Raw genomic sequence first — 25,132 nt, 5'->3', positions numbered from 1 at the left:
GTTCTTTCTGCTCAGGTGATCAAGCGTAATGGACGGCGGCAATGGGCATCTGCCGCCCGCTGCCAAAGGCCCGACCGCGCACGCGCAGCACGGGCGGGGCCTGGCGGCGCTTGTATTCGTTGCGGGCAATCATTTTCTGGATGCGGGCGATCAACGCCGCGCCCGCCGGTGTGGCACGCAGCGCAGCCACTTCGGCATCGGAACGCTCACGCTCCCATGCTGGCAAGCGGTGGCCTTCGACCAGATGCTTCAGGATTTCGTCCAGCACCTCGTAGGGCGGCAGGCTGTCGGTATCTTTCTGGCCGGGGGCCAGCTCGGCGGACGGCGGCTTGTCGATGATGGCGACGGGGATCAGCTCGCGCCCGGCCATCGCGTTGATGTGGCGGCACAGCGCGAACACCTCGGTTTTGTACAGGTCGCCGATCAGGCCCAGGCCGCCGTTGGTGTCGCCGTACAGCGTGCAGTAACCCACCGACACCTCGGACTTGTTGCCGGTGGTCAGCAGCAGGTGGCCGAAGCTGTTGGAGTATTCCATCAGCGTGGTGCCGCGCACCCGGGCTTGCAGGTTCTCCAGCGCCAGGCCTTGCAGCGGCTGCCCAAAGGCCTGCGCAAAGCCGCCCTCGAAAGACTGCACGATGGCCTTGATGGGGTGCTCCACCAGCTGGATGTCCAGGTTGCGGCACAGCGTTACCGAGTCCGACACACTGCCCTCGCTGGAGAAGCGCGACGGCATGGTGATGCCCACCACGTTCTGCGTGCCCAGGGCTTCCACCGCCAATACCAGGGTCAGAGCCGAATCGATGCCACCGGAGCAGCCCACCACGGCTTGGGTGAAGCCGCAGCGGCGCGCGTAGTCCTTCAGGCCCAGCACGATTTGCTGGCGGTAAAACTCCATGGTGGGCAGGCCATCGCGCGGCACGGCGGGCAGCGCCTGGCCGTTGGCGTCGCTGAAGGTCTGCGTGCTGGCATCGAAACTGAGGGTGCGCACGTCCTCGGTAAAGCGCGGCGCTTCGAACACGATGGCGCCCTGCGCGTCCACCGCGAACGAGGCGCCGTCGTACACCAACTGGTCATGCCCGCCGATCTGGTTCACATACAGCAGCGGCAGCTTGTGGCGCGCGCAGGCCTGGCTGAAGATGGCATGGCGCTCCTCGCGCTTGCCCACGTTGCTGGGGCTGGCGTTAATGGACAGCACCACGTCCGGCGCGGCGTCGGCCAGGCGCAGAAAGGGGTTGACGCCGTAGTCCTGGCCCGCGTCGTTCCAGCCGTCTTCGCAGACCATGAAGCCGACCTGCATGTGCCCCACCCGCAGCACACGGGCGGCGTCGGGGCCGGGCTCGAAATGGCGGCGTTCGTCGAAGATGTTGTAGGTGGGCAGCAACTGCTTGGCGTACTGCAGCACGATGGCGCCGTCGCGCAGCACCAGCAGCGCGTTCAGATAACGCTTGCCCACCCCATCGCGGCGCACCGGCACGCCCACTACCCACAGCAGCTGGGGTGTGGACAGGGTGGCGTGCAGCAGCTGGGCCAGGCCGGCCTCGACCCGCGCCTGGAAATGCGCGTCGTCCAGCAGGTCGCCGGGGTAATAGGCGGTCAGGCTCAGCTCGGGGAACACCACCAGGTGCGCGCTCTCGGCATGGGCCTGCCGGGCCGCGCGCAGCATCAGGGCGATGTTGCCGTCGATGTCGCCGATGGTCGGGTTGATTTGGGCACTGGTGATGCGCAGCATGGCCGGTCCTCCGTTCATTTAATTTTTCTGAGAAAACACCTGGCGCAGATAGGCCAGAAAGGTCTCATCGTCGCACAGGGTTTTGCCCGGAGAGTCCGACAGCTTGGCCGTGGGCTGGCCGTTGCACGACACCAGCTTCATCACGATGTTCAGCGGCTTCAAGCCAGTGTCGTTGGTCAGGTTGGTGCCGATGCCAAAGCCGGTTTGTATGCGGTCGGCAAAATGGCTGTGCAAGCGAAGGGCGGTAGGCACGTCTAGGCCATCCGAGAACACCAGGCGCTTGGCGTGCGCGTCCAGCTTGAGCTTGGCGTAGTGGGCCAGGGCTTTTTCGCCCCACACCACCGGGTCGCCGCTGTCGTGGCGCAGGCCGTCGAACAGCTTGGCGAAGTACAGGTCGAAGTCGGCCAGGAAGGCGTCCATGCCCACCACGTCGGTCAGCGCTACACCCAGATCGCCGCGGTATTCCTGCACCCAGGCTTCCAGTGCGGCTTTTTGAAAACCCTTGAGCTGCACGCCCACGGCCTGGAAGGTCTGCAAATACTCATGCGCCATGGTGCCGATGGGCACCAGGCCAAACTTCCTGGCCAGGTAGACGTTGGAGGTGCCTTTGAAGAACTGCGGCACCTCGCGGGCCAGCGTGCCGACCACCTCCTCCTGCCAGGCGCCCGAAAAACGCCGGCGCACGCCAAAGTCAAAAAACTCGAACGGGTGCTGGCGTGCCGGGCCGGTGGCTTCATAGTCACGCAGCGTGGCGATCTTGGCCTGCAGGCGTTGGCGGCCCTGGTCCAGCGCGGCTTCGCGCTCGGCGCCTTGGGCCAGGCGGCGGAAGTACAGCTCGTTGACGATGGCCAGCACATGAATCTCGAAGCCCATGGTGTGCACCTGCGGCCCCTTGGCCACAATCACCAGCTGCTCACCCTGCACCTCGGCCTGGATGTACTGGCGCTGAAACTGGAACAGCCGCAGGAAGTCGATGAAGTCGGACTTGATGTAGCGCAGCCCAGCCAGATAGGCCAGCTCGTCCACCGTGAAGCGCAGCGCGCACAAGGCGTCCAGCTGCGCATCAACCTCGGCCTTCAGTTGGGCCAGCGCAAAGGCCGGCGTGCTGCGGCAGACAAAGCGGTACTCGGCCTGGTTGGTCGGCATGGAGTGCAGCATGGGCTGCCACATGGTGAACTTGTAGAGGTCGGTTTCCAGCAGGCTGTGGATAACGGGTTGGAAGGTGGTCGTGGTCATGGTGACTTTCTGAAAATTAGGCGAGCAAGGCCTGGGCCTCGTCGGCACGCAATATCTCGGCGCCCGCCGCCCGGGCCCGTTCAAAGAACGCAGCCGCGTCGGCCTCGAAGCCGGTCACCGGACTCATGCAGTCGCTGAGCAACACGATGCGCGGCGCCGGGCCGGGCTGCTGGGCCAGGTAGCCCGCGAGTTGGTCGTAACTGGCCGCCACGCAGTGGCTGGACGCCTCGCCCGCCAGCAGCAACAGGTCAACGCCCTGCGTCACGGCGGCGGCCAGCGCGGTGTTGAACTGGGTGGACGCCACGCCGGCCACCGGCGCATCGGCCTCGAACACGCCAAAGTGCTCGGTCAGCGGGTACTCGCCCTTGAGCACCTTGCGCACCGCCCGCTGCTGTGCAAATTCCCAGGCCTGCAGCTGCTCGGCCAGCGCGCCGTGGATGTTGTGGCCCCAGGTGCCCGTCACACAGTGCACCGGCCACACCACCAGGCCGGGGCGGCCCTTGGCGGCGAGCTGCGCCAGCATCGCCAACACGGCGGGGGTGTATGTGGAATCACGCGGCACAAAGGCGCCGTTCTGCACGTCGGCAGCGGTGATGAAGCTGAACGGCGCCACCGCCTCGCCCTGGCCGGTGCGCCAGAAGGTGGTGCGCTCCACCGCCACGCTGGGGTGCGAATCCAGCGTCACCGTAATGCCGTGGATGCGCGCCCGGTTGTCGCGCACAAAAGCGGCCAGGCGCTGCATGTCGGCGTTGGCACCCGCCACCGGCAGGGCTGCTTGCGGGATGTCGCAAAAGTCGTTTTGCGGGTCGATGGTGAGGAGTTGCGTGTGCATGGCGGGGGTCCTGGTTAAGGTCGACAAGCCCATTCTACACACTTAAATTCATTTAGCAATTAACTCTCTTGGAACCAAGTGAAATTGCTTAGTTGTAAGATGCGCTGAACCTATGCAATCCGCAACCATCCCCGTATCGCCCATACTGACGGTAGATGCCGTCCTGCTCACGCTGGCCGACGGCGCTTTGCACGCTGCCCTGTTCAAGCGCGACACGCCTCCTTTTCAGGACCAATGGGCTTTGCCCGGCGGCTATGTGCGTGTGGACGAAGACGACTCGGCCAAGGCCGCTGCCGCGCGGGTGCTGCTGCAGAAAACCGGTGTCACCAGCCCCTACCTGGAGGAGTTTGGCACCATGTCCGGCCCGGCACGCGACCCGCGTGGCTGGTCGCTTTCGGTTATCTACTACGCGCTGGTGCCAGCCCCGCTGTTGCCGCCCAGCGTAGCCCTGTTCCCCGTGGCGGCCCTGCCCAACCTGCCGTTCGACCATGCCGCCATCATTGCGGGCGTGGTGGCGCGGGTGCGCAGCAAGGCCAGCTATTCGTCGCTGCCGGTATACCTGTGCCCGGACCAGTTCACCATCACGGAGCTGCACGCGGTGTACCAGGCGGTGCTGGGCGACAAGCTCAACATGGCCAACTTCCGGCGCAAGCTGGAAGACCTGGAGGTTCTGGAAGAAATCCCCGGCGCCACCCGCGCCAGTGGCCGCAACCGCCCCGCCCAGCTGTACCGCGTGGCCAAACGTTTCAAGCACACGCTGTCGGTGCGGGAACGGGGCTTGTAGGAAGCATAAAAACATGCTCTAGCGCAGCTTCTACATGCGCTATAAGCTATTATTTATATAGCAAATAGACTCAGCTTTACTGCGGGAAATCGGTGGAAGCTGCCAAGGCTTGCCACTGCGCGGTTTCGCGCTCTACGAACGCATGCTTGTCGGCAATGGTCTGCAGCGTGTCGGTGCCCAAGGGCAGGCGCAGCGGCGGGGTCGGCGATGCCACCAAGGCCAGCAGCGCCTGGGCCAGCCGCAGCGGGTCGCCGGGCTGCTGGTGGTTGATCTGCGTGGCGGCCACGCGCACCTGGCCGGCGCTGGCGGCGTAGTCGTCCAGGATGCGCGGCGACACGGCCAGCGATACGGCATCCAGAAAGTCGGTGCGGAAGTAGCCCGGTTGCACCGCCGTCACGTGGATGCCCAGCGGCGCCAGCTCGGCATACAGGGCTTCGGTCAGGCCTTCGACCGCGAACTTGGTCGAGCAGTACAGGCCAAAGCCTGCCGCCGACTGGTAGCCGCCCAGCGACGAGATGTTGATGACATGGCCCTGGCGGCGCGCGCGCATGGCGGGCAGCACGGCGCGCGTCACGTTCAGCAGGCCAAATACATTGGTCTCATACAAGCGGCGCACCTCGTCGGCGCTGGCTTCTTCCACCGCACCCAGCAGGCCGTAGCCGGCGTTGTTGACCAGCACGTCGATGCGGCCAAAGCGGTCCAGCGCGGCCGCCACGGCGCGCGCGGCCTGGGCTTCGTCGGTCACGTCCAGCGGCAGGGCCAACAGCGTGTCGTTGTGGCCGAAGCGCTGTTGCAGCGCCGCCGCGTCGCGGGCTGTGGCGACCACGGCGTCACCCTGGGCCAGCGCGGCCTCGGTGATGCGCGCGCCTATGCCGCGCGATGCGCCGGTGACCATCCAGATGCGGGGGAAAGAAGTGTTGCTTGTCATGGTGACGTCCTTGAATCAATGTTGCGGTAGGGCAATGTAGTTTTTGCATCCGCATCTGAATAGCTGGCAATCGCTGGCTTCATAATCAAGAAATTCATGACAATGTAGAACCCCATGGCCATCAACGAGCTGCGCGCAGTTGCCACCTTCGTCAAAGCCGCCGAACTCGGCAGCCTGCGCCAGGCGGCCGCGGCGCAAGGCATCAGCCCGCAGGCCGCCAGCCAGGCCCTGGTGCAGCTGGAGCAGCATCTGGGCGTACGCCTGTTCCACCGCACCACGCGCAGCCTGAGCCTGACCGAAGAAGGTGCGCAGTTTCTGCAGGCCGCCCAGCCCGGCCTGTCCACCCTGCAGCGCGCGCTGCACGGAGCGCGCCGGGGCCGCGAAGAGATCGCCGGGCCGCTGCGCATCGTGGCGCCGCGCTCCATCATGCTGGAGGTGCTGTGGCCGGTGCTGGAAGAATATTGCCGCCGCCATCCGCAGATCGAGCCCGATGTGCAGATGGACGACCGCCTCAGCAACTGGGTGGAAGACCGGGTCGACGTCGGCTTCAGGGCCGGCCAGCCACCCGAGGGCAGCATCTCTCGGCGGCTGCTGTCCTTGCAGTTGGTGGTCTGCGCAGCCCCCGCCTACATCGCCCAGCATGGCGCGCCCACCAGCATCGACGCGCTGGCACAGCACCGTTGCAGCAGCTTTCGCCATGCCAGCACAGGTAAGCCGATGCCCTGGGAATTCAAGATAGGCGAGGAAATCGTGGCCCGCAACATCGCCTCGACCCTGATCTGCAACGATGTGGAGCTGGAAGCCCGCGCCGTGCTGGCAGGCCACGCGATTGGCCAGCTGGTCGGCACAACGGCCGCGCCGCTGGTACGCGCCGGGCAACTAGTGCCCTTACTCACCGCCCACGTGGCCGACCACCTGGGCCTGTATGTGTACTACGGCAGCCGCACAGCCCAACCGGCACGGGTGCGCGCCTTCATCGACCTGGCGGTGGAGCGGCTGGTGGGCAACCCGCAGTTCGTGCTGCAGCCACACGAGCTGATCCCGGCCAAAAAGCCACGGCGACGGGCCGGCTGAGCGCATACGCAGGCGTCAATTCGCCACCAGCACGGGCTGCTCGCGGTACACCGCTGGCAGCAGGCTCTTCAGGTTGGCAATCTTGGGCAGATCGAACTGCGCGATATAGGACGCCGTGGGGTGCAGGGTGGCGTAGTTCTGGTGGTACTTCTCTGCCGGGTAAAAGCCCTGCAGCGGACTGAGCTGGGTCACGATCTTGCTGGGGAAGACCTTGGCGGCATCCAGCTCGGCGATGTAGCGCTCGGCCACGGCCTTCTGGGCGGGGCTGGTGTAGAACAGCGCCGAGCGGTACTGCGTGCCCACGTCCGGGTACTGGCGGTTCAGCTGGGTTGGGTCATGGGCTACCGAGAAATAGATTTGCAGCAGCTGCGCGTAGCTGACCTGCTGGGGGTCGAAGCGCACTTGCACCGCTTCCGCATGGCCGGTGCCACCACCGCTGACGGTCTCGTAGTGCGCATCCGACTGCTTGCCGCCGGCATAGCCGGACACCGCCTCCAGCACGCCGTTGGTGTGCTGGAACACCGCCTGGATTCCCCAGAAACAGCCACCGGCGAACACCACGGTCTCACTCGCCTGGCTGGCCGGCGGCACGCCCGCCAGCGCCTGGGCCGAGGGCGGTGGAATGCTGACCGCCTTTTCGGCCGCAGCGTTCGGGCTCAGGTAGACGATGGCCAGCAGCAGCGCGCCGGCGATCAACAGCAGCAGCGTCTTGGGGATGGCGGGGCGGGATGGGGCGGGGGCGGTACGTGGCATGGCAAGTCCTTTGTGGCGGTCTGAGTCGCTGCGGAGTGCAAGGTTCACAAGGTTCATTGCCTCTTGGTCGGCCCAGGTGCCAGATCCTTACACCCGGCCCTGGCGCACAAATAAATCTTGCCGGTGTGTAAGGTTTGCGGCCCCCACCGGACTAAAGCTTACAGACAGCTGCCGCACTCCGCTGCAGCGCCTGCCTTAGCCCACAACAGGAACCACCATGAACAAATTCTCCGCCACCCTGATCTCCGCCTGCCTGCTGATGGCCACCGCCGGCGCCATGGCCGAAGACACCATGAAAAAAGACGACATGATGAAAAAGGACGGCATGGCCCAGGACAGCATGATGCAGAAAGATCACATGAAGAAGCCCATGACCAAAAAGCACGCCATGGCGAAAAAGGACACCATGAAGAAGGACGACATGATGAAGAAAGACGACACCATGATGAAGGACGGCATGGCAACCGATGCCATGAAGAAGTAAACCCGAGCCCTTAGCGCCGCAGCGCTACACCAGCGCCAGGTGCTGTGCCAAATGGCTGTACACCGCATGCACCCGCCGCAGGTGGCGGGACTCGGTGTGCGTTAGTAGCCAGAGTTCAGTCTGGGCTTCGTCCAGCGGCTCGCTGAGCTGGCACAGGTCATTGCGGCGCTGCGCCAGAAATAGCGGCAGCACACCTATGCCCAGACCTTGGGCGACCAGCTCGGCCACGGTCAGGATGCTGTTGACCCGGTACGCAGGCGCCACCTTGGGGTAATGCTTTTTGCGCCAGAGCACAGACGGGTGATCAGGCAGCCCTTCATCGGGCGCCACCCAACGGGCTTGGGCGGCCGTCTCGGCATCGAACCGTTCAATACCGCTGTGCAAACCAGCGAACAGCGCCACGCGGATGGGGCCTATGTGCTTGCCCACCAGATGCGGCGGCGGCCGCTGGGTGGCGCGCACCGCGATGTCGGCGTCACGCCGCGTCAGGCTGGCCAGTTCATTGCCCGCATGCAGCTCATAGGCCAGCAACGGGTGCTGGGTGTGCAAAGCCTGCAAGGCCGGCGCCACCAGCGCATGCAAGATGGTGTCGGTGCTGGTGATGCGCACCATGCCCGCGACCTGTTCGGGCAAGGCCTGTGCAGCGGACCGCGCGGCCTCCAGCTGGGCCTCCATCTGCTCGCCACGGCTGGCCAGCTCCTGCGCCAGTTCCAACGGCAAATAGCCGGTGCGCGAGCGCGCAAACAGGCGCTGGCCCAGGCCCTTCTCCAGGCGCTGGACGCTGCGGAACACGGTGGACGCATCCAGCGCCAGCCGTTCACCGGCCCCCGCCAGGGTGCCGGCACGCACCAGGGCCAGCACGGTTTCCACATCGGCAGCACTCAGCTTGTATTGCGTTTTTGCATGCATGGTTTGCAGAATTACCTATTTTCATTGTGCTGGTGCAATCCTACAGTCTGGGCATCTCCACGCAACACGCCCACGCCATGCCCACACTTATCAGCCACCCACTCTGCCCCTATGTGCAACGCGCCGCCATCGTGCTGGCAGAGAAAAACCAGTCCTTTGAACGCATCCACATCGACCTGGCCCACAAGCCCGACTGGTTTTTGCAGATCTCGCCGCTGGGCAAGGCGCCGGTGCTGCAGGTGGACGGCCAGGCCATCTTCGAGTCGGCCGTGATCTGCGAATACCTGGAGGACACGCTCACGCCCCGGCTGCACCCCGAAGACGCGCTGCAGCGCGCACGCCACCGCGCCTGGATGGAGTTCGGCTCGGCCATGCTGAACACCGTTGCCGGCTTCTACAACGCGCCTGACGACGCTGCACTGGAGCGCAAGGCCGCAGAACTGCGCGCCCAGTCGGCGCAGCTGGAAGTGGCCTTGCAGGACGGCCCCTACTTTGCAGGCCAGCGCTTTTCGATGGTGGATGCGGTCTTCGGCCCGGTATTCCGCTACTTCGATGTGTTCGACGGCCTGGGCGACTTCGGCTTTTTTGCCGCTACACCCAAGCTGCGCGCCTGGCGCCAGGCCCTGGCCGCCCGACCATCTGTCATAGGTGCCGTGGGCGGCAACTACCCCGAGCTGCTACGCCGGTTTTTAAGCCAGCGCCCCTCCGCGCTGGCGCAGCGCCTGGCCGCGCCGGCTCTGGTTTAAAGATCAGGCCGGCTTGTTCACAAAGCCGATCACCAGCCCCTTGTCCGTCACGATAATGCTGCCCGGCTGCAGACCCATAGTGTCGGCCAAGGCCAGGTCTTGCGGGCGCAGGGTATGCAGCACCACCTCCTGCAGGGACTGCTTGGCCAGCGCAGGGCCCATGCTGCTGAGCATCACCTGCAACTCCGGCGGCAGCTCGGGAAACTGCAGGTTCTGAAAGTGCAGCTGGTAGGCGCGTATGGTCTGGTCGCTGGCCTCGTAGCGCAGCGCAAAGTCCACATCGAAGCTGCCGCTGTAGCTGCGACCCAGTACCGGGCCGGCGGCCTCTAGTTGCATGGCGGCGCTCAGCCGGTTCTGCGCGGGCAGCAGGCGCAGGCGCGGGGTTTGTACGTCCAGGTTCAGCAGACCCTGCACCGGGTAGCGCAGCGGAAAGCGCTGGGCCAGCGTTTGCTGCAGCACCTGGGCAGACACGGTGTAGCTGGGCTGCGCCCGTGCTGTGTCCACGGTCCAAATGCCCACCCCCAGAAGCGCCCATCTAGCGCTGGCTATCAAGCAATGTCTACGTTGCATATGCCTCCTAGTCTCACTCTGGTCCGCACGGCAGACCAAAGTTCCAAAGGCCAGGTTACAGCATGTTCTCCACCGGGTTGCCCCACTCATCCACCTCATAGGTGGTCACGTCGAAACGGTTCAGGGTGTTCTCGCCGAAAGCCATGGTGATGGGCACGTCGCCTGCGTCGCGGCCACGCGCCATGACCACGCGGCCGATGCGCGGCGTGTTGTGGCGTGCGTCGAAGGTGTACCAGCGGTCGCCCAGGTAGACCTCGAACCAGGCGCTGAAGTCCATCGGGTACGGCACCGGTGGTATGCCGATGTCGCCCAGGTAGCCAGTGCAGTAGCGCGCCGGAATGTTCATGCAGCGGCACAGGGTGATGGCCAGATGCGTGTAGTCGCGGCACACGCCGGTACCTTCGCGGAAGCCCTCCACCGCGGTGCGGGTGGCGCGGGCAGCCATGTAGTCAAAGCGGATGTGGTTGTGCACAAAGTCGCAAATCGCCTGCACCCGGGCCCAGCCCAGCGGCGTCTGGCCAAACTGGTTCCAGGCGAACTGCAGCAGCTCGCTGTCCACCTCGCAGTAGCGGCTAGGCAGCAGGAACTGCAGGGTGGCGGTGGGCAGCTCGGTAGGGTCGTGCTGCCAGACGCCCAGGTTGATCTCGTCGGGCAGGCCATGGTCGCGCACCACGGCCCGGCTGCTGAAGCGCACCTGGCCCATGCCAGCCGGCGCATTCACCCGGCCGCACAAATTGCCAAAGGCGTCGAAATACTCTTCCGGCACCAGGCCAGGCCCCACCTGGATCTGCTCCGGAGCCCACAAATCGCCGCTGCGCGAGGGGTGCACGTGCAGCAGGTAGATGAACGCCATGGGCGCGGTGATGGAGAGTTCGATATCGAACCCGATCTGGATATGCATAGGGCTGCCTGGTCATAAAGAGCGTGTGCACGACCTCGACCCGTTCGAACTCGCCAGCGACCAGTGTGCGCCCACATGCCCCCAGCCCCCAGCAGCCAGACGCCCGCAGCCACGTGGGACATGTCCTACACCACCCAAGCCACATCCGTTACTGACGCAGTAAACACCAGCATTGAGAGTTATCTTTCAAGAGCAACGAGCTACGAACTCAAACGCTCAAGCCGTACTGCCAAGCAAAAAACAACGCCAAACCGGCCATGATGGTCAGCAGCGGGCGCTGCGTCCAGACGCACAACGCCGTCGCAAAGCCGGCAGCCACCAGCTGCGGGTTACGCCAGTGCAGCTCCAGGCCCTGGCCGTGCGGCGCCAGCACCATAGGCACGATGATGGCGGTCAGCACCGTCACCGGCACAAAGCCCAGGGCCTGTCGCAGCCGTGGCGAAAAGGCCACCCGGTCGCCCAACACAAAGACCAGCGCCTTGATCAGCAAAGTAATCAGCGCCATGCCGAGTATGGTAAGGCTGGCACTCATGCGGCCCGCCCTTCGGCCGGGGCTTCAGCCCCCGTCTGACTCAGCAGCAGGCCTACGGCTACACCTACCAGCACCGCCACCAGCAGGCCCAGCTTGAACGGCAGGTCTTTCAGCAGATAGGCCACGCCGCCCGCCGCCGCGGCCGCCAGCAGATGCGGCCAGCGGCGCAGCTGCGGAACCACGATGGCGATGAAGGTGACCACCATTGCAAAGTCCAGTCCCAGGCGTTGCAACTGCGGAAACGCCGCGCCGAACACCAGGCCCAGCAGCGTCCAGGCCTGCCAGTTGGCATACATGGCCAGGCCCGAGCCCAGAAAGTACCAATGTCCGTTGGGCGCCTGCGGATGCTGGCGGTAATAGCGCTCCACCACCGCAAAGCTCTCGTCGGTCAGCAAAAAGCCCAGCAGCCAGCGCCAGCGCACCGGCAGATGACGCACATACGGCAGCAGCGCCGCCGCGTACAGCAGGTGGCGCAGGTTGACGATGGCCGTGGCCAGCCAGACCACCAGGGCTCCGGCCGCACCGGCCATCAGCCCCACCGCGATGAACTGGCTGGAGCCGGCAAACACGCTGAGCGACATCAACTGCCCCTGCCAGGACGCCAGCGGCGCGCTGGCCACCAGCGCACCAAAAATAACGCCAAACGGCGCGGCGCCGACCAGCATGGGAAAGGTGTCGCGGGCACCGGCCAGCCAGCTGGCGCGCGCGGAAGTCAAAGCCATAAGGGTTCCTGTTGTTTGGGCAGAACAACATCCTAGACAGGGCGCCGGCGCGGCGCTTGTACGTTCTTGCGCTAGCTGTACTGCCAGCGTCCTGGCGCGACGCCGAAGGCGCGTTTGAAATGCCGGGTGAAATGGCTTTGGTCGCTAAAGCCCTGGGCCGCCGCCACTTCGGTAACCGACAGGCCCTGGCGCAGCAGGCCCTGGGCGCGGTTCAGCCGCATCTGGTTGCGCCATGCGTGCGGCGGCATGCCGACGGTGCGCGAGAACAGACGGCTGGCGTAGAACGGCGACAAACCCACCTCGGCAGCCAGCGCCGATAAAGGCAGGGCCTCGGCCAGGTCTTCCACCAGTCTGGCCTTCATGCGCGCCACCCGTTGCGCATCGGCGTGCAGGGTCTGCACCGAGACCCGGTTGCGCGCATGGCGTACCAGCATCAGGGCAAAGGCATTGGTCAGCGCCGACTCTGCGGCCAGCGCGTCGCTGCCGGCGTCCAGCAGCCGATGGGCTTGGCTGAGCAGGCCGGCCAAGCCGGCATCGTGAATAGCACCGTCCGGCAGCCAGGGCACGCCGACCGGACGCCCCGCCACGTCGTTGGCCAGGCCTTGCATCCAGTCAAGCGATGGGTAGAACGCTCGATAGGTCCAGCCGTTGGCGGTGGCCCGTTCGCCGGTATGGATCTCGCCGGGGTTGATGGCCGCAATGCTACCCACGCCGGCCACACACAGTGCGCCACGGTAGCGGTAGCTCTGGGCACCGGTCTGTATCACCGGGATGGAGAAGCCCTCGTGCCAGTGTGGCGCGAATTTCTGGGCGTAGTACTCGGCGGTCAGCAACTCGATATTCGGCAGCAAAGGGCTACGCCACAACCGCGCGGCATCGCGTCCGGCACGGGCGACGGCAGAACGCGGACCAGGGGTAGGCAACAGCAAATCGGACATGGCGGCAACCATAACGCGGGCGGCCGGGGCCGGCAAGCGACTGGGCTATGAACCCGCAAGAAAAGCCTCCAGCGCAGGCAATACCTGCGCCAGCAGCTATACAAACAGGAGCAAAAGAAACGGCGGTCTTAACCGCGCGGGGGAATGTTCAAGCCCTTGGCCACGGCGGGGCGGTCCACAAAGGCGGCCAGCACGCGCTGCACATTGGCAAAGTCGGAGAAACCCACCAGGTCGCCCGCGCCATAAAAGCCCACCAGGTTACGCACCCAGGGCAGGATGGCGATGTCGGCAATGCTGTAGTCGTCGCCCATGATCCAGCTGCGGCCCTGCAGCCGCTGGTCCAGCACGGCCAGCAGACGCTTGCTCTCGGCCAGGTAGCGGTCGCGCGGGCGCTTGTCTTCATAGTCCTTGCCGGCGAACTTGTGGAAGAAGCCAACCTGGCCAAACATGGGGCCGATGCCGCCCATCTGGAACATCAGCCATTGGATGCATTCGTAGCGCCGTGCCGCGTCTTGCGGGACCAGCTGGCCGGTCTTGTCGGCCAGGTAAATCAGGATGGCGCCCGACTCAAACAGCGCCAGCGGCTGGCCGCCGGGCCCATTCGGGTCCAGGATGGCGGGGATCTTGTTGTTCGGGTTCAGCGACAAAAATTCTGGCGACATCTGGTCGTTCTTCTCGAAGCTCACCAGGTGCACCTCGTACGGCAGGCCGATTTCCTCCAGCGCAATGGACACCTTCACGCCGTTGGGCGTGGGCAGCGAATACAACTGCAGCCGCTCCGGGTGCTGGGCGGGCCATTTGCGGGTGATGGGGAAGGCGGAGAGATCGGTCATGGGCAAATCCGGGGTATAGATAAAAAATGCCTCTGACGCAGGCAGTACCTACGCCAGCAGCTACGGAATCAAGAGCAAATCAATACGGCAGTTGGAAGCCGTTGCGCCCGGCGCTGATGCGCGTGACGGTGGGCTTGTCGTTCAGCACCTGGGCCGACAACGACACGCTGGCGCCGGGCACCAGCAGGCTGCTGTCGCCGGGCTTGAAGCTGACCACCGGCGCGTCTTCCGGCACCACGATGTCGCGGGCGCCGTCCTTGTATTTCAGCTGCATGGTGCGGCCCTTGGGCGCGGCCACCACATCGGCCACGGTGGCGTTGGTCATGGTGCTTTGCGGCAGCATGTCGAAGGGCCGGTGGCCTTCACCCACGCCGCGCGCCGATTCAGGGAACACCATCACCGCGATGGCGCGCTCGGTGCCGTCGGCCTGCGGCATGGCCGCCGTGCCGATGAAGCTGCCGGGCTTGATGTCCGACATGGCCATGGGGAACACCTCGGACACCGGCGTCTTCTCGGGCAGCACCAGGTCCACCACCTCGCCGCTGCGGTCTTTCACCGTCAGCAGGCCGGGCGCCACGCTCTGCACCGTGCCGCGCACGCGCACGGTAGGGGCAGGGGCGGCTTGGGCAAACGCCAGGTTGGCAGCCATACACAGAGCAAAGGCCGCAGTGCGGCGTGTCATCAACAGCATGGAACGGCTCCAAAAGAGGAAAGCCGCAAAGTTTATAGACGCCATGTGAACCTGCGGTGTGCAGGGCTATTCAGAGCGCAGGCGGGACTTTAGGGGCATCCAAAATCCATACCCTGCAAGCCTCCAGCGCATACAAATACTGCGCCATCAGCTATCACAAAAATAGCAAACTCACACCAACCGCAGCCCCCGCAGCTGCTGGTGCGCCGCGTTGTCCGCGTCAACGGGCTGCTGCTGTTTGGCTTGCAGGTAGCGGTGGGTGAAGACGTCCAGGTAGGCCTCCAGGGTCTGCGCGGCATGCAGCTCGCCAGCCAGTTCCAGGCACAGGCCGGCCACCTCGGAGGTGCAGAAATGGTCGTCGCGGCGGGACCGACGCAGCTTGTAGCGCGAGATGCGTTCGGCCTGCAGGCTCAGCACCGGCAACGGGTCCAGGTACGGGCTTTTGCGGAACATCTTGCGGGCCTCGGGCCAGGTGGCGTCCAGCAGCACGAAGAGCGGGCGCTTGGCCGGGGTCGGGGCGGCGGCGTCCACCGGCAGCAGGTCCGTCACCACGCGCCCGGGCGCCACGAACTCACCGGGGAACACCAGGTAGGGCTGCCACTGCGGATCGGCCAGCAGGGTCAGCAGGGCCGGGTCCACCTCGGTGCGGGCCCAGCCAAAGGCCCAGGTGTCGGCCACCACGTCGGCGATCAGCCAGCCGGTGTTGCTGGGCTTGAGCGGCTCGATATCGGCCATCAGCAGGCACACCCCGGCCCGCGTAGGTACCGCCGGGCGCAGCGCGCACATGCAGTAGCTGGGCGCCAACCGGCAACCTGTGCAGCGCTCCACCTTGGAGCCGCCCCGCGCCAGAAAAGGCTTGGCGCTGCGCGCCAAACGGGCAGAGCGCAGGCGGGACACCGCGTGGGGTGCATGGTGCGCGAAGGGCGTGGCGTGGGGCATGGGAAGTCTTGGGAATGGCGTGGGCAGAGGCCCTATTGTCGGGTGTGGTCGGGAGTCCCCCGGGTGATCCACCATTGACCCTGGGCATAACAGTTGCTTACATTCAATACGCAAGTACACAAACACACAAAATTGTGCTTGCTCCGTTATCTCCAACAGTGACCATGCAGCAGCCCCATCCACTCCTACACCCCGGACAACTGCTGAGCCACATGCCCAGCGTTCAGCAACAACGCCAAGAATTACGACTCATAGAGGCTGCGTGGGACAACCTGTCGCTGCTGTCCTCGCTCTCGCCACTATCGGCCAAAGCCTCGTCCGGTGGCGATCTGGCCCGTGCCCGGCAGGACTTTGCGGCGCTATCCGAGGAGATGATGCGCGGCCTGTCCAGCGAGGCGCTGAAGACCGCACTGGACGACCTGGGCGCGCAGGCCCAGGTCAGCATCGACATCCTGGTGCGCAACCTGTTCGAGCGCACGGCCGACATCGGCTTCTTTGCCACCGACGTCGCCATTGCCGACTACCTGGCGCAGGCCGATGCCAGCCAGCGCCCGGCCATAGAAGCCCGCCTGCACAGCTACGCCAGCAAGTACACGGTGTACGACAATATTTTTCTGTTCGATGCGCAGTCGGAGTTGCAGGCCTCGCTTTCCTCCGCCGCCACACACAGACCCCCGGTCAGCGCGCAAGACGCGGCATTTCTGCAAGAGGTGCGCAGCAGCCAGGCCGCCTATACCGAGCACTACGCCGTGCACGGCTTTTGCGCGGACGCCACAGACGTGGCCCCCACGCTGCTCTACGCCCAACCAGTCGCCGTGGCCGGCCGGCCGTCGGGCGTGCTGTGCCTGCAGTTCAAGCTGGCCGACGAGGCTGCCGCCATCTTTGCCCAGGTACAGGGCGACAACCCGCAGGGCCACGACGCCGTGCTGGCCCTGGTCAGCCCCCAGGGCCAGGTGCTGCATTCCAGCGACGCCCTGCAACTCCCACCGGGCTGGCAACTGCCCCAGGCCGCCAGCCCAGGCACGTTCATGCTGCGCCATCTGGGCCGCAAATACCTGGCCGTGGTGCGCGACAGCGTGGGTTTCCAGGGCTACACCGGCCCGGGCTGGCGCGGCCTGGCCATGCGCCCGCTGGACGGCGCCTTTGACGCGGACGACAACGACACCACCTTCGCGTTGATGGACGAAGTCTGTGCCAACCCGGACTTTCTGGCCGGCGAGCTCAGCCACATCCCCAAGCGCTCGGCCGCCATCCAGTCGGCCCTGGAGCGCTCGGTCTGGAACGGGCTGCTGGAGCTGAACCACCTGGCAGCCAACGGCTCCGAGTCGCAGGCCCGCGACACCTTGTTTGCCAAAACCCTGCTGTCTGAAATCGGCGCCACGGCCCACAAGACCGCCCAGGCTTTTGCCAGCGCCCTGCGCGATCTGCACGAGGTGGTTATGCGCGCCATGCTGCGCGATGTACAGCACCGCGCCGACCTGGCCATGCAGATACTGGACCGCAACCTGTACGAGCGCGCCAACGACTGCCGCTGGTGGGCACTGACGCCGCAGTTCGCGGCCACGCTGCAGGCCGGCACCATCGGCTGCGACCAATCCACAGCCGTGCTGCAGCAGATCAACGGGCTGTACACCGTCTATGCCTGCCTGGTGCTGTTTGACCGCCAGGGCCAGGTACTGGCCGTGTCCCAACCCAGCCAGTCCCACCACGTAGGCACGGTGCTGGATGAGACCTGGGTAGCCGCCACGTTGCGCCTGGGCGGCGAGCAGGACTACACCGTCAGCCCCTTTGCACCCAGCCGCTTCTATGCCGATGGCCCCACCTATGTCTATGCCGCGGCCATTCACAACCCGCAGGCCCGCCAGGCGGCAGCGCTGGGTGGCATCGCCATCGTCTGGGATGCGCATGCGCAAATGCAATCCATACTGCAAGACTGCTCCGAAGGCATGGGCACGCAAGACCTGCTGGCCTTTGTAGACCCCAGCGGCCAACTGCTGCACACCAGCCCGAACAGCATGCAGCGGCCCAGCAACGCACCGCTGCAAGAAGCCGCATCCGGCCAGCCGGTGATAGACATGCAAGGCCAGCTGTACGGCGTGGGCGACGCGCCCGGGCGCGGCTACCGCGAGTTCGGCACCGTCGACCACTACACGCACGGCCTGCGCTGCCAGGCGCTGCGGCACCTGTGCCCGCGCAGCGGCAAGGACAACGCCGACCTGCCCGTGGTGCGCCAGACGCCACGCATTCCCGCCGAGCACCACCTGCAGATGGGCACCTTTGGCATCGCCGGCCACTGGCTGGGCCTGGACGTGCGCTACATCCTGAACGCGGCGGCTGACACCGCCGTCATGAGCGCCGGCAGTGCCCGCCCACCGATGCTGGGCTTCGCGCAAATTGAAGGCAAAGTCTACCAGGTGCTGGACCTGCACGGCGTCATCGGCGCCCACGGCACGCCCCCCTCGCGCGAGCCCGACCCCACGCGCCAGATGCTGGTGCTGCAGATACCGATGGAAGACGGCAGACAGCGTGAATTCGCGCTGCGCGTCGACGCCCTGGGCGGCATGATCGATATCGACACCCGCACCCTGCAAGCCCTGCGCACCACCACCGACCCCAACGCCGTATCGCTGATAGACGCCGTGGTCTCCGTCACCATCGGCACCCCGCTGCAAGCAGACAAGCAAACCCTGCTGTGCCGCATTGCGCTGGCCTGGTTGCAGCAGTGCAGCACCGGCGAGCTGGCGCCCCAAGACCTGAGCCTGGACCCGGCCGTACAGCGTTTGTTTGCGTAAAGCCCGGCGTCTCCGCAAAAGTAGTGCAGCCGGGCGCAAGGCGCATGGTCCTACGCGGGTTCAGCCTGCACACCGCTGGCCGCTTCAAGCCGAACGGCGGATAACCATTCTTCAGACCCGCCAACATCTTGTTGACTGGCTGTACCCGAAGGAGATTCAAGATGATTGATAGCCAAATTATTTCTTCGGACAAGGTTGAAGGCAGTGCTGTCTACAACGGCAATGGCGACAAGCTGGGGTCCATCGACGACCTGATGATCGACCGGCAATCTGGCGTGGTGCGCTATGCCGTCATGGAGTTTGGTGGCTTTCTGGGCATGGGCACAGACCGGTTCCCGCTTCCGTGGAGCATGCTCAAGTACGACACCCAGCGCGAGGGCTATGTTGTCCCTGTGGACAAAACGCAGCTCGAAGGTGCACCCCACTACGCTTCCGACGAAACCCCGGAATACTCGGACGCGTATGGACGCAAGGTGTACAACCACTACGGCGTGGACTGGATGTAGCCACCCACGACGCAACCTCACGACCAAGGACGCTACAGCGCGGCCGCTGACAAGCCAAGTTTAGAGAAAACCACCTGGTTCATACCTCAGACGCACCACCACAACCGTTCGCCCTGAGGTGTCGAAGGGCTCCATTCGCAGGCCCTTCGACAAGCTCAGGGCGAACGGAGGCTTTGATGTGCGAGGTCGCCATCTGAGGCATGTATCCAATCAGGAAAATCAACCTCTAGCGCAGACAATACCTGCACCAGCAGCTACAAAAACTGCAGCAAATACGCGGGACTCAAAGGCGACTGGATGCCCCCCCTGCCCCACCCAGGCATCACGGCTGTGCGGCCGCCAGTGCCTGCAAAAACTCCGCGTCCTTCTGGTACGGCGCAAAGTCTGAGTCGGCCATGAACTGTTCTGGGCGCTTGCCCAGGCGGCGGGCTACGGCCAGGGCTTCCAGCATGCGGGTTTTGTCGCCGGTCACGGCGTAGTGGCAGGCCAGGTTGTACATCAGCGTGCCGTTGGTTTGCTTTTGCGGGTTGAAGTTGGGGCCGATCAGCGTGGCCATCACTGCGGGGACCAGGTCCTTGTCTTGCGGCGCCAGCTGGCTGTAGATGGCCAGCGTCTGGCTGGCGATCACGGTGATGTTGTAGGGTTGGCCAGGGTCTTTGCTGTAGTGGCCTATGAGCGGGTGTACCTCTTGCAGGTAGTGCCGCACCAGCGTGGCCGCGGCCTTGAAATCCTTCTGCCCGTTGTAGGCGTTGATCAGCTCGGCGTAGGCGGCTGTGACGTTGGGTGCCAGGGCTTCGGCACGCTCCTTGTCTTGCGCCAAGGTCTGCGCCTGCTTCAGGAAGGCGGGCAGGCCCGCGGCACCCGGCAGCTTGGCGGCGGCCGTGGCAGTCTGCAGCACGCCGCGCAACGCGTGGTCAGACACCTTTTCCACCGGCGGCTTCACCACATAGCTGAAGCGCGCCTGCGTCAAGGGCAGCAGCGTGCTGCCACTGCGCAGTTGCACCTGCATGCCGTCCATGCTGCCGCTCAAGTCGAGCACCCGCACCACCAGCTCCAGCGGTGCGGCCTGGGCCTTGTTGCTGCGCAGCTGCTTGAAGGCGGAGGCTGTTTCCTCGGCATCCAGCGTCACGCGCAGCATGGTGACGTCCTGGTCGTACGCGGTGTTCCACTGCACTTGCAGCGCGGCGGGCAGCTGGCGCAACGTGGGCCACAGCGCACGCACGTCCACCTTGGGGCCCATGCCCTCCAAGCGCTTGGCCGGGGGCGGGCTGCGCAGCCAATAGTGCGCGGACGGCTGGGCGGCAAACTCCACCATGCCGGTCACCGCCGCGTTGCGCGTATCCGGGCCTTCAAACACTGGGCGCCATTCGGGCAGCGGGCCTTGCGCGGCGGCGGGCTGGCCCGTGCCCTTGGGGCGCACCACATACAGGCCAATGTCTTTTTCGTAATAGGGCAGCAGCGCCTCTTCGCCCGAGCGTTCCATATAGGTCCGCATATGCTGGGTGAACCAGGGGCTGGCACCAGGCACCACCGGCGCCGGGTCCCACCAGCGCATGTCGGAGAAGCGGTAGTCGCCCCGCGCATGGGCCACAAAGGTTTTGAACTGGACCACCTCGCTGCCCACGTGCAGCTGCGTGTGCGCATCGCCAAACCAATAGCGCTCGGGCAGCCCGCCGGGCACGCCCCAGGCCTTCAGCGCCAGGCCAATGGTGGCGCCGAACAGCTGGCCGCCCAGGCCCTCTTCCATGTGGTACTTGCGGCGGTCAAAGTCCACCACCGTCGCGCGCGGGGGCGGGCTGTCGCTGTAGCCCTCAAACTGCTCGGGCTCCACCTCTTTCCAGGCCTGGGGGCGGGTGCGGTAGCCGTCCAGGCAGGTGGCGTTCCAGCGCAGCGCCTCGGCCGAGTGAGTACGCGGGTGGCAGTAGTCATCCACCTGCTTGTGGTGGGCGGTGATGTCCATGATCTGCGCCTTGCCCGCCTTCCAGATATAGGCCCAGGCCGTGGTGTCGGTTTCGCCAAACTCCACCAGGTCGGCCTTGTCCAGCGTGGCCCACAGCTCGGCGGGGCTCAACGCATTGCCATTCAGCGGCGGGCCATAGGCCTTGCGCTGCCGCTCGCCGGTGAACACCCAGTCGATGTAGTACAGCGGCGTGAACGCCACGCCCGAGGTGTACAGGTTGGAAGGCTCGCGCAGCGAATCCAGCAGCTCGCCCTGCGCGCTGAACTTCCACAAATACCCGCCCGCCGCAGCCACCACCTGCCGCGTGCGCGGCACGGCAAACACCCCATCCACATCGCCATGCAAGACCTTGCGCACCTCCAGGCTCTGCGAGGCAGCGGTGTTGTCGGACAGCCGGGGGTACGAATCGACAGGCTTGGCCGCCAGGGCCGTGGACAGTGCAGCCCAGGAGCACAGGGTGGCGAAGGAGCGGGGCAAGGAGAGTGTCATGGGGATAGTGGGTAGCGCGGTGGGGCTTGCATTGTCGGGGCTGCGGCGCCCTGTACCGGCCGGGTGCAAAGCTGGCTCGATGGGGCCAGTCGCACGGACTCGCCCCCAAACCATACGGCTCTGCAGCCCGCTCAAAATATTTGAAGAGAATCGGCCTCCAGCGCAGATAGTACTTGCGCAAGCAGCTATCAAAAAACTAGCGCGCTACTTTGCAAGCCCGTGCGGTGCGCCGGCACGACCGCCATCCAGCCCACACCCAATCCCCCCACAGCACCCTCAGCCACGCGTTCTGCCCACAATACCGCGCTGACCCTCTCAACAACAAGGAGCAAAGATGGGAACCCTCGTCAACTACGCACGCCCTGATGGCAAAACCGTGCAGGGCTATCTGGCCGAGCCGGCCGCAAGCAATGCCCCGGCCATTGTGGTCATCCAGGAATGGTGGGGCCTGAACGACCAGATCAAGGGCGTGGCCGACCGCCTGGCCGCTGCCGGCTTCCAGGCCCTGGTGCCCGACCTGTACCGCGGCAAAGCCACGGTGGAGCAGGAAGAAGCCCACCACCTGATGACCGGCCTGGACTTCGGCGACGCCGCCAGCCAGGACATCCGCGGCGCACTGCAGTTCATGAAGGCCCGCGCACCCAAGCTGGGCCTGACCGGCTTCTGCATGGGCGGCGCCCTCACCCTGCTGGCCGCCCAGGCGCCTGAGCTGGACGCCGCCGTCGTCTGGTACGGCTGCCCGCCGCTGGAATACATAGACGCCAGCAAAATCAAGATTCCCCTGCAAGGCCACTGGGCCACGCAAGACGAGTTCTTCAAGATCGACACCGTGGCTGCGCTGGAAGACAAGCTCAAGGCCGCAGACGTCAGCTTCGAATTCCACCGCTACCTGGCCCACCACGCGTTTGCCAACGAAGAAGCCGTCGGCCCCGGCCGCATCCCGGCCACGCAGTACGACCCGGTGTGGGCCCAGCAGGCCTGGGACCGGGCGCTGCGGTTCTTTGGCAAGCACCTGGGGTAAAACGCCTGGCCCGCTAGCGATTTCTGGAAGCCAGACAAGCCGCAAGCCCAACAGAAATATGGGCTTGGGGTTATTAAAAACTAGCTACAGAAAACCGCTCTGACTTGCACTCACCCCTTGAGCACAGGCTGCTCCCAACCCGGCGCGTTCACCGCGTAGCGCGTGGCCTTGCCCACGCCCTCTACGCGCAACAAGCCATGGGCCAGCAGATCCGCCAAGTCGCGTGTGGCCGTAGCTTTGGAGGCGCCAGTGATCTTGGCGTATTTCTCGGTGGTCATGCCGCCCAAGAAGCCCCCACCCGAGCCCACATGCCCGGCTTCCAGCAGCCGGTCCAGCACCTTGCGCTGGCGCTCATTGGTTTGACACTGCGCCGCCCGCAGCCGGAACAGCGCCTTGTCCGTTGCATCCCGCACCACGGCTTGGCTGGCAACGCAGGCGCGCGCAAGCGCCTGCACAAACCACAGCACCCACGGTGTGACGTCAATCGCGCTGGCCTCGGGCGCTATGCCGCGCAAGCGCTGCGCATGGTTGAGCGCGTCGTAATACGCGGCGCGGGTTTTCAGCATCTGGTGCGCCACTCCAAATACGCGCACCAGCGCCGGGCTGGCTTGTGCGTCCTGCGCGTGCATGTCTTGCGCCAGCGCCATGTCAGCCAGAGCGCGACCCAGGCGACCATTGCCGTCTTCAAACGGGTGGATGGACTCAAACCACAGATGCACCAGCGCAGCACGCGCAATGCCGTTCACTGCGGCAGCACCTGCAGCAGGCCGCGTGCTTTCAAACCATGCCAAAAAGCGAGCCATCTCTGCAGGGACCTGCTTTGACGCCGGTGCCTCGTAGTGCACCACCTCGCGCCCCAGCGCACCGCTAACGATCTGCATGGCATCGGCGTGGTCGCGCACGCGCCCCACCGTAATGCGCGTGATGCCCGACGTGCCCCCCGGAAACAGCGCCGACTGCCAACGGCACAGCCGATCCAAATCCAGCGCCGCGCTGTGATTGGCCAGCGCATCGCCCATCACCTGTACCAAGCCTTCCACCGACCGATCGGAGCCCGGCGCATCCGCCAATTGAAGCCTGTGCGCTACGGACGAGCGCAAGGATTCAAGGTTAAGCTGCTCGCCCTCAATGGCGGCAGTGGCCAACGCCTCTTGTACCCACAGCTCGCGCTGCACGGCGTTGGCCTGCTCCAGCCCAATGGCGCCCAATAGTCCCAACAAGCGGCCCTGCTCCAGCCGGGCCTGGTCCAGTGCGGGGGCCAGCGCAGCGGCATCCACCGTGAGCTGGGGCCATGCACGGTGCTGCCAGATGTAGTGGGGATATGGGGTTGCGGTGGGCATGAGGCGTATTTTGTACGATACGGATCAAAAAATGATGTGTATTTTTGCAAATACGGCTCAGCCAGAAAAATAGCCTCCGTCTGATAGCAGTGCCAAATTGACCGCTAGCGCACATGGAATAAGCACAAAAGCTATCAAAAGCGCAGCAACCACACTTCGGTTGGACGATACAAAACGCAGAGCCGGCGCATAAGGCCATGGCTCAGTCAAGGCCTGGAGAAGCCCCCATCCCTCTGCAAAGCCATTCCCGCAGAAAATACACGGCATATCCCATAAGGACTCTTCGTGTCAGATTCCATCGTCATCCAGCAACCCGCCCTGCCGGCCCAGCAACTCATGGTGCTACACCACGGCGAGGGCGGCAGTGCGCGGCACATGGAGCCCCTGGGGCGGCGCCTGGCCGCGCATTTCCCCCATGCCTTCATCGTCAGTATGCAGGCGCCGTACCCCTACGACGCGGCTGAGCCCCAGCCTGCCGACGCAGAGGTGCGCGGCCAGTGGTTCCCCACGCAAGACATCGACGACGACCAGCGCGCCGCACACGTGGCACAGGCCGTGCCCGCCTTTGTGCACAACCTGCGCTACTGGCAAACCCAGAGTGGCGTGGAGCCCGGTGCCACGGCCCTTTTTGGCTTTGCACAGGGCGCCACCATGGCGCTGGAGGCCGCGCAGGTCGAACCCGCGTTGGCTGCCCGCATCATCGTGCTGTCCAGCCGCTATGCGCAGCTACCCCTCAGCGCGCCCGAGAAGACCACGCTGCATTTCATCCACGGCAAGGCGGACCCCGTCATCCACTACGGCCACTGCGTGTCCGCCGCAGAACGCCTGGTGGCGCTGGGCGGCGACCTGACGGCAGACGTCATCCCCTTCCTGGCCCATGCAGTGACCGACGAAGTCATGGACCTGGTGCTCGAACGCCTGACAGGCCACATTCCCAAACACCAATGGGAAGAAGTGCAAAAAGCAGCTGCGCAGCAGCAGGGCAGCTAGCCCGTCGCCACACCGTAGCCAGTATGCCAAACAGGCTGCTAGCGCAGGTAACTTGAGCGCTGACAGCTATAAAAAAAGAAGCAATTTACGCCGTGTTTCATGTAGCACGAATGTGCTACCATTTCACGTCTACAAGGAGACTGCAGCATGTCCACCACCACCATCCGTATTGAAGACGACCTCAAAGCCCGCATCGCCGCTGCCGCGCAGCACGCTGGCAAAACCGCCCATGCTTTCATTCTGGATGCGATTTCCCAAACCGTGGAGCAGGTGGAACTGGACAATGCCTTCAACACGCTGGCTGATCAGCGTTGGGCCAACATTCAAGCCAGCGGCAAAACCGTGCCATGGGACGCAGCAAAAGCCTACCTCGCCGCGCGGGCGAACGGCGAGCCCGCGCGCAAACCCGCTGCACGCAAAATGGCCAAGTAAC

Annotated in this window: 25 protein-coding genes; 9 read left to right on the top strand and 16 right to left on the bottom strand. The window is 65.0% G+C overall.

Going from position 1 to position 25,132, the window contains the following annotated elements; translation table 11 throughout:
* Positions 1-19 precede the first annotated feature (19 nt).
* From AC07VY_RS12350 to AC07VY_RS12340, 3 genes are read right to left on the bottom strand one after another with little or no spacing between them, the layout of a single operon-like run.
* Positions 20-1,729, bottom strand: coding sequence for an NAD+ synthase (locus AC07VY_RS12350; RefSeq protein ID WP_495097596.1), 1,710 nt, complete (start codon positions 1,727-1,729; stop codon positions 20-22).
* Between the two features lie 18 nt (positions 1,730-1,747).
* Positions 1,748-2,965 (bottom strand): nicotinate phosphoribosyltransferase, encoded by a 1,218-nt coding sequence (gene pncB / locus AC07VY_RS12345; protein WP_495097597.1) that lies wholly within the window; start codon positions 2,963-2,965, stop codon positions 1,748-1,750.
* Positions 2,966-2,981: 16 nt separating this feature from the next.
* On the bottom strand, positions 2,982-3,797 hold the full coding sequence (locus AC07VY_RS12340) for a cysteine hydrolase family protein (protein ID WP_495097598.1): 816 nt from the start codon (positions 3,795-3,797) through the stop codon (positions 2,982-2,984).
* Positions 3,798-3,909: 112 nt separating this feature from the next.
* On the opposite strand from AC07VY_RS12340, the gene AC07VY_RS12335 reads away from it, so the two are divergent.
* A complete protein-coding gene (locus AC07VY_RS12335; RefSeq protein WP_495097599.1) occupies positions 3,910-4,581 on the top strand; it encodes an NUDIX hydrolase in 672 nt (223 codons plus the stop codon).
* 76 nt (positions 4,582-4,657) lie between these two features.
* On the opposite strand, the gene AC07VY_RS12330 is transcribed toward AC07VY_RS12335, so the two are convergent.
* Complete coding sequence (locus AC07VY_RS12330; protein ID WP_495097600.1) at positions 4,658-5,509, bottom strand: oxidoreductase; 852 nt, start codon at positions 5,507-5,509, stop codon at positions 4,658-4,660.
* Between the two features lie 114 nt (positions 5,510-5,623).
* Here AC07VY_RS12330 and AC07VY_RS12325 point away from each other — a divergent pair, with 114 nt between their 5' ends.
* On the top strand, positions 5,624-6,583 hold the full coding sequence (locus AC07VY_RS12325; protein WP_495097601.1) for a LysR family transcriptional regulator: 960 nt from the start codon (positions 5,624-5,626) through the stop codon (positions 6,581-6,583).
* Positions 6,584-6,598: 15 nt separating this feature from the next.
* On the opposite strand, the gene msrA is transcribed toward AC07VY_RS12325, so the two are convergent.
* A complete protein-coding gene (msrA, locus tag AC07VY_RS12320; protein ID WP_495097602.1) occupies positions 6,599-7,336 on the bottom strand; it encodes a peptide-methionine (S)-S-oxide reductase MsrA in 738 nt (245 codons plus the stop codon).
* A gap of 217 nt (positions 7,337-7,553) precedes the next feature.
* Here msrA and AC07VY_RS12315 point away from each other — a divergent pair, with 217 nt between their 5' ends.
* Entirely contained in the window at positions 7,554-7,820 is a 267-nt protein-coding gene (locus AC07VY_RS12315; RefSeq protein ID WP_495074136.1) for a hypothetical protein, read from the top strand.
* A gap of 24 nt (positions 7,821-7,844) precedes the next feature.
* Here the strand turns inward: AC07VY_RS12315 and AC07VY_RS12310 are convergent, their stop codons facing one another.
* Positions 7,845-8,729, bottom strand: coding sequence for a LysR family transcriptional regulator (locus tag AC07VY_RS12310; protein ID WP_495097603.1), 885 nt, complete (start codon positions 8,727-8,729; stop codon positions 7,845-7,847).
* 77 nt (positions 8,730-8,806) lie between these two features.
* On the opposite strand from AC07VY_RS12310, the gene AC07VY_RS12305 reads away from it, so the two are divergent.
* On the top strand, positions 8,807-9,475 hold the full coding sequence (locus AC07VY_RS12305) for a glutathione S-transferase family protein (RefSeq protein ID WP_495097604.1): 669 nt from the start codon (positions 8,807-8,809) through the stop codon (positions 9,473-9,475).
* A 3-nt stretch (positions 9,476-9,478) separates the two neighbouring features.
* On the opposite strand, the gene AC07VY_RS12300 is transcribed toward AC07VY_RS12305, so the two are convergent.
* From AC07VY_RS12300 to AC07VY_RS12265, 8 genes are all read right to left on the bottom strand, one after another.
* Positions 9,479-9,979: a DUF1439 domain-containing protein gene (locus AC07VY_RS12300; protein ID WP_495097605.1), complete on the bottom strand. Its 501-nt coding sequence runs from the start codon at positions 9,977-9,979 to the stop codon at positions 9,479-9,481.
* Positions 9,980-10,100: 121 nt separating this feature from the next.
* Complete coding sequence (locus AC07VY_RS12295) at positions 10,101-10,946, bottom strand: transglutaminase-like domain-containing protein (RefSeq protein WP_495097606.1); 846 nt, start codon at positions 10,944-10,946, stop codon at positions 10,101-10,103.
* Between the two features lie 208 nt (positions 10,947-11,154).
* Positions 11,155-11,478, bottom strand: coding sequence for an AzlD domain-containing protein (locus AC07VY_RS12290; protein ID WP_495097607.1), 324 nt, complete (start codon positions 11,476-11,478; stop codon positions 11,155-11,157).
* Positions 11,475-12,200 (bottom strand): AzlC family ABC transporter permease, encoded by a 726-nt coding sequence (locus tag AC07VY_RS12285; protein WP_495097608.1) that lies wholly within the window; start codon positions 12,198-12,200, stop codon positions 11,475-11,477. Before AC07VY_RS12285 ends, AC07VY_RS12290 begins: the two co-directional genes overlap by 4 nt.
* A gap of 71 nt (positions 12,201-12,271) precedes the next feature.
* Entirely contained in the window at positions 12,272-13,138 is an 867-nt protein-coding gene (locus AC07VY_RS12280) for a helix-turn-helix domain-containing protein (protein ID WP_495074143.1), read from the bottom strand.
* A 128-nt stretch (positions 13,139-13,266) separates the two neighbouring features.
* On the bottom strand, positions 13,267-13,971 hold the full coding sequence (locus tag AC07VY_RS12275; protein ID WP_495097609.1) for a glutathione S-transferase N-terminal domain-containing protein: 705 nt from the start codon (positions 13,969-13,971) through the stop codon (positions 13,267-13,269).
* A 79-nt stretch (positions 13,972-14,050) separates the two neighbouring features.
* Complete coding sequence (locus AC07VY_RS12270; RefSeq protein ID WP_495074145.1) at positions 14,051-14,662, bottom strand: hypothetical protein; 612 nt, start codon at positions 14,660-14,662, stop codon at positions 14,051-14,053.
* Between the two features lie 171 nt (positions 14,663-14,833).
* A complete protein-coding gene (locus AC07VY_RS12265) occupies positions 14,834-15,601 on the bottom strand; it encodes a tRNA-uridine aminocarboxypropyltransferase (protein WP_495097610.1) in 768 nt (255 codons plus the stop codon).
* 164 nt (positions 15,602-15,765) lie between these two features.
* Here AC07VY_RS12265 and AC07VY_RS12260 point away from each other — a divergent pair, with 164 nt between their 5' ends.
* Together AC07VY_RS12260 and AC07VY_RS12255 are read left to right on the top strand one after the other, a co-directional pair.
* Complete coding sequence (locus tag AC07VY_RS12260; RefSeq protein ID WP_495097611.1) at positions 15,766-18,393, top strand: chemotaxis protein CheW; 2,628 nt, start codon at positions 15,766-15,768, stop codon at positions 18,391-18,393.
* A gap of 161 nt (positions 18,394-18,554) precedes the next feature.
* Positions 18,555-18,899 (top strand): PRC-barrel domain-containing protein, encoded by a 345-nt coding sequence (locus tag AC07VY_RS12255; protein WP_495074150.1) that lies wholly within the window; start codon positions 18,555-18,557, stop codon positions 18,897-18,899.
* Between the two features lie 322 nt (positions 18,900-19,221).
* On the opposite strand, the gene AC07VY_RS12250 is transcribed toward AC07VY_RS12255, so the two are convergent.
* Complete coding sequence (locus tag AC07VY_RS12250) at positions 19,222-21,348, bottom strand: TPR end-of-group domain-containing protein (protein WP_495097612.1); 2,127 nt, start codon at positions 21,346-21,348, stop codon at positions 19,222-19,224.
* 334 nt (positions 21,349-21,682) lie between these two features.
* On the opposite strand from AC07VY_RS12250, the gene AC07VY_RS12245 reads away from it, so the two are divergent.
* Positions 21,683-22,369 carry a dienelactone hydrolase family protein gene (locus AC07VY_RS12245; RefSeq protein WP_495097613.1) on the top strand — a complete coding sequence of 229 codons (687 nt, stop codon included), beginning with the start codon at positions 21,683-21,685 and terminating at the stop codon, positions 22,367-22,369.
* Between the two features lie 110 nt (positions 22,370-22,479).
* Here the strand turns inward: AC07VY_RS12245 and AC07VY_RS12240 are convergent, their stop codons facing one another.
* Positions 22,480-23,709 (bottom strand): Fic family protein, encoded by a 1,230-nt coding sequence (locus AC07VY_RS12240; protein ID WP_495097614.1) that lies wholly within the window; start codon positions 23,707-23,709, stop codon positions 22,480-22,482.
* Between the two features lie 285 nt (positions 23,710-23,994).
* Between AC07VY_RS12240 and ypfH the strand changes: the two genes are divergently transcribed.
* On the top strand, positions 23,995-24,699 hold the full coding sequence (gene ypfH, locus AC07VY_RS12235; protein WP_495097615.1) for an esterase: 705 nt from the start codon (positions 23,995-23,997) through the stop codon (positions 24,697-24,699).
* A 147-nt stretch (positions 24,700-24,846) separates the two neighbouring features.
* Positions 24,847-25,131 carry a type II toxin -antitoxin system TacA 1-like antitoxin gene (locus tag AC07VY_RS12230; protein WP_315427213.1) on the top strand — a complete coding sequence of 95 codons (285 nt, stop codon included), beginning with the start codon at positions 24,847-24,849 and terminating at the stop codon, positions 25,129-25,131.
* Position 25,132: the final 1 nt, after the last annotated feature.

The sequence above is a fragment of the Rhodoferax sp. GW821-FHT02C08 genome, assembly GCF_059421805.1.
The sequence above is the reverse complement of the archived record's forward strand: the minus strand, read 5'-3'. Positions and strand labels throughout refer to the sequence as shown.